This is a genomic window from Actinomadura sp. BRA 177 (assembly GCF_013372625.1).
In the GTDB taxonomy this organism is placed as follows: Bacteria; Actinomycetota; Actinomycetes; order Streptosporangiales; family Streptosporangiaceae; genus Spirillospora.
The window spans coordinates 1-2,883 of record NZ_JABXFD010000547.1 but is presented as its reverse complement, the minus strand read 5'-3'; the positions used below and the strand labels follow the sequence as shown (position 1 = coordinate 2,883).

Genomic DNA, 2,883 nt, shown 5'->3' with positions numbered 1-2,883 from the left:
GCAGTGGTCCAGGCGCAGACGCAGATCGCGGCGGGACGGCACGCGGACGCGGCGGCCACCGTCGCGGAGGCGATCGCGCTGGCCCGCGACACCGGCCGCCCGCACCGCGAGGGACGGCTCGGCGCCGTCCTCGCCCGCGTCGCGGCGATCGAGGGCGACGAGCCCCGGCTCCGCGAACTGACGGCCTCCGCGCCTCCGGACCTGGCCGACGGCGCGTTCGCCCTCCTCGACCTCGGTCTCGGCCGGTACGACGACGCGTTGCGCCGCCTGGCGCACGACCCGCATGGCGACGTCCTATCCGCCGCAGACCAGGTGGAGGCCGCCCTACGCGCAGGTGACGCCGCGCAAGCGCGCGCGGCGTTCACCCGGTTCCGCATCTGGGCCGAGGCAGGTAAGCAGCCCTGGGCACTGGCCGTGTCCCTGCGCTGCGAGGCCCTACTGAACGAACGCGAGGAACCGTTCACCGAGGCGTTGCGCCTACACGAACAGTCATCGCGTCCCTTCGAGCGGGCGCGGACAGAACTTCTCTACGGCGAACACCTGCGCCGTGCCCGCCGCCGCTCGGACGCACGCGTCCCTCTCCGTTCAGCGGCGACCACCTTCGAACGCCTACGCGCCACCCCCTGGCTGGACCGCGCGCGCGCCGAACTACGTGCCACGGGCGAGTCCGGCTCGTCTACACCGACCGCTCCGGACCTCGTCGACCGTCTCACTCCACAGGAACTTCAAGTCGTCCGCCTAGCGGCCGCGGGCACAAGCAGCCGAGAGATAGCCGCCCAACTCTTCCTGAGCCCACGCACAGTCGAATACCACCTGTACAAGGCGTACCCCAAGCTCGGCATCTCGTCCCGCAAGGAACTATCCCGCCTAACCCTGGAGCCCGCTTGACCACGATGGCGCTATGACAGGGTTCGGTGGAGGAAGTCTTCCGTGAGCCGCCACGCTCGTTCGGCGGGCTCCGGCTGGTAGAACATCGGCGCCTTGCGGTTGTGGAACGCGTGGCCGCCGTCTTCCTGGACGTGGATTTCTACGTTCTGCCGTCCGTCCACGGCCTGCTCCACTCGGGCGACGTCCTCCCTGGGGATGAACGCGTCGGAGCCAGCGAAGTGGAACTGTGCAGGGGCTTGGATGGCGTCGAGCTGGTCCAACGCCCCGGGCACGCCAGACCCGTAGAACGACACCAGGGAATCGACCTCGGCGTTGGCGGCGAGCAGGTAAGCGAGCGTCCCGCCGAAGCAGAACCCGAGGACACCGACCTTGTCTACCTCTGGCAGACCCTTGAGAACGTCCAGCGCGGCCTTCGCGTCCTGTACGCCCTTCTCCCAGTCGAACTGGGAGACCATCGACATCCCCTTGGGGAGAGCCTCTTCGTTGTGCTTCGTCGTCCAGTTCGGCTGGATTCGCCAGAACATGTCGGGCGCCGCAACCACGTAGCCGAGCGCTATCAGGTCTTCGGCGACCGCCTCCATGTACTCGCCCACCCCGAAGATCTCCTGGACGAGCAGGACCCCCGGCCCGCGTTCTCCCCACACCCGCAGGTCGAACTCACCGTCCGGAACCACAACCCTCTCAACATGCACCATGTCACCCGATGATGGCGTAAACCGCACTCGCATGGGCCACAGTCACCGAATCGACCGTCATATCGATCTCCGCGAACGCCATCGTCCGTCCCAGCTTGCTCAGCTCAACGCGCACGAGCACGTCCCGTCCCATCACGGGCCGCTGGAACGTCGTGTTGAGCTGCACGGTCGTCATCGGGACGAACCCGCCCTTCGCGCCCGAAACCGCCAGCACAACAGCCGTGTCGGCCGCCGCCATCAGCGCCTGCCCCGACAGGGCGCCGCCCTCCCGCGCCAGCCGGTCGGACCACGGCAGCCGCAGCACCGCCGTCCCGTCCCCCACCTCCTCGACGACCAGGCCGAGGTCCAGCACCCACGGCGCGAAATTGTCACGCAGGATCTCATCGGGCTTCAACGTCATCCCGACATGATGCACGCTGATGGCATGCACGAGGAGATCTTCCTGCCCGCCACCTACGCCGCCGGGGTGCCCTACGACACCTTCGCGAGGCTCCGCGCCGAGACCCCGGTCACCCGGGTGTCCGAACCCGCCGTCGGCCCGTGGCCAGCCGGCCCCGGGTACTGGGCGGTCTTCCGGCACGCCGACGTCAAGCACGTCCTGCGCTCCCCGGACCTCTTCTCGTCCAACCTCGGCGCCACCCAGATCCGCGACCCCGACACGCCCGAGGACCTCGCGTTCGTCCGCGCGATGATGCTCAACCAGGACCCGCCCGACCACTCACGCCTCCGCCGCATCGTCGCCGCCGCCTTCACGCCCCGCGCCGTCCGCACCCTGGAGGAGACGATCGAGCACCGGGCCCGCACCCTCGTCACCTCCGCCCTCGGCGAAGAGACCGACTTCGTCGAACTGGCCGCGGACCTCCCCGTCTGGACGCTCGCCCACATCATGGGCGTCCCCGACTCCGACCGCCGCCTCCTCTACGACTGGGCGTCCCGCGTCATCGGCTACCAGGACGACGAATACGCCAGCCTCTCCACCGCCGACCCCGCGTCCATGACGCCCATGGCCCAGAAGGCGATGGCCTACCGCCCCACAACGTCCACCCACCCGGGCGGCCGCCCCATCAACCCCCGCTCCTACACGGCGCTCGCCGACATGTTCGCCTACGCCCACGCACTGGCCGCGGAAAAACGCGCGAACCCGTCGGACGACATCATGTCCCGCATGCTGGAGGGCGGCCTCACCACCCACGAGTTCGAGAACATGTTCTTCCTCTTCGCCGTGGCGGGAAACGAGACCCTCCGCAACGGCATCCCCGGCGGCCTCCTCACCCTCCTCTCCCACGACTCTTATCCACAT

3 protein-coding genes and 1 pseudogene are annotated in these 2,883 nt (G+C 69.0%); 2 read left to right on the top strand and 2 right to left on the bottom strand.

Annotation, left to right across the window (positions count from 1 at the left end; translation table 11 throughout):
* Positions 1-888 (top strand): helix-turn-helix transcriptional regulator (locus HUX53_RS31050; RefSeq protein ID WP_176406772.1); only part of this gene is annotated, 888 nt, incomplete at its 5' end.
* Between the two features lie 11 nt (positions 889-899).
* Here HUX53_RS31050 and HUX53_RS31045 read toward each other — a convergent pair.
* Together HUX53_RS31045 and HUX53_RS31040 are read right to left on the bottom strand one after the other, a co-directional pair.
* Positions 900-1,583, bottom strand: coding sequence for a dienelactone hydrolase family protein (locus HUX53_RS31045; RefSeq protein ID WP_176406771.1), 684 nt, complete (start codon positions 1,581-1,583; stop codon positions 900-902).
* A gap of 1 nt (position 1,584) precedes the next feature.
* Positions 1,585-1,983 (bottom strand): PaaI family thioesterase, encoded by a 399-nt coding sequence (locus HUX53_RS31040; protein ID WP_176406770.1) that lies wholly within the window; start codon positions 1,981-1,983, stop codon positions 1,585-1,587.
* A gap of 6 nt (positions 1,984-1,989) precedes the next feature.
* On the opposite strand from HUX53_RS31040, the pseudogene HUX53_RS31035 reads away from it, so the two are divergent.
* A pseudogene (locus HUX53_RS31035) lies at positions 1,990-2,883 on the top strand (cytochrome P450); the annotation flags it as partial.

What these genes read in the sequence shown, in the direction of transcription:
- HUX53_RS31045 (WP_176406771.1), bottom strand. Translation starts at nt 1,583, where the DNA reads ATGGTGCATGTTGAGAGGGTTGTGGTTCCGGACGGTGAGTTCGACCTG.
- HUX53_RS31040 (WP_176406770.1), bottom strand. Translation starts at nt 1,983, where the DNA reads ATGACGTTGAAGCCCGATGAGATCCTGCGTGACAATTTCGCGCCGTGG.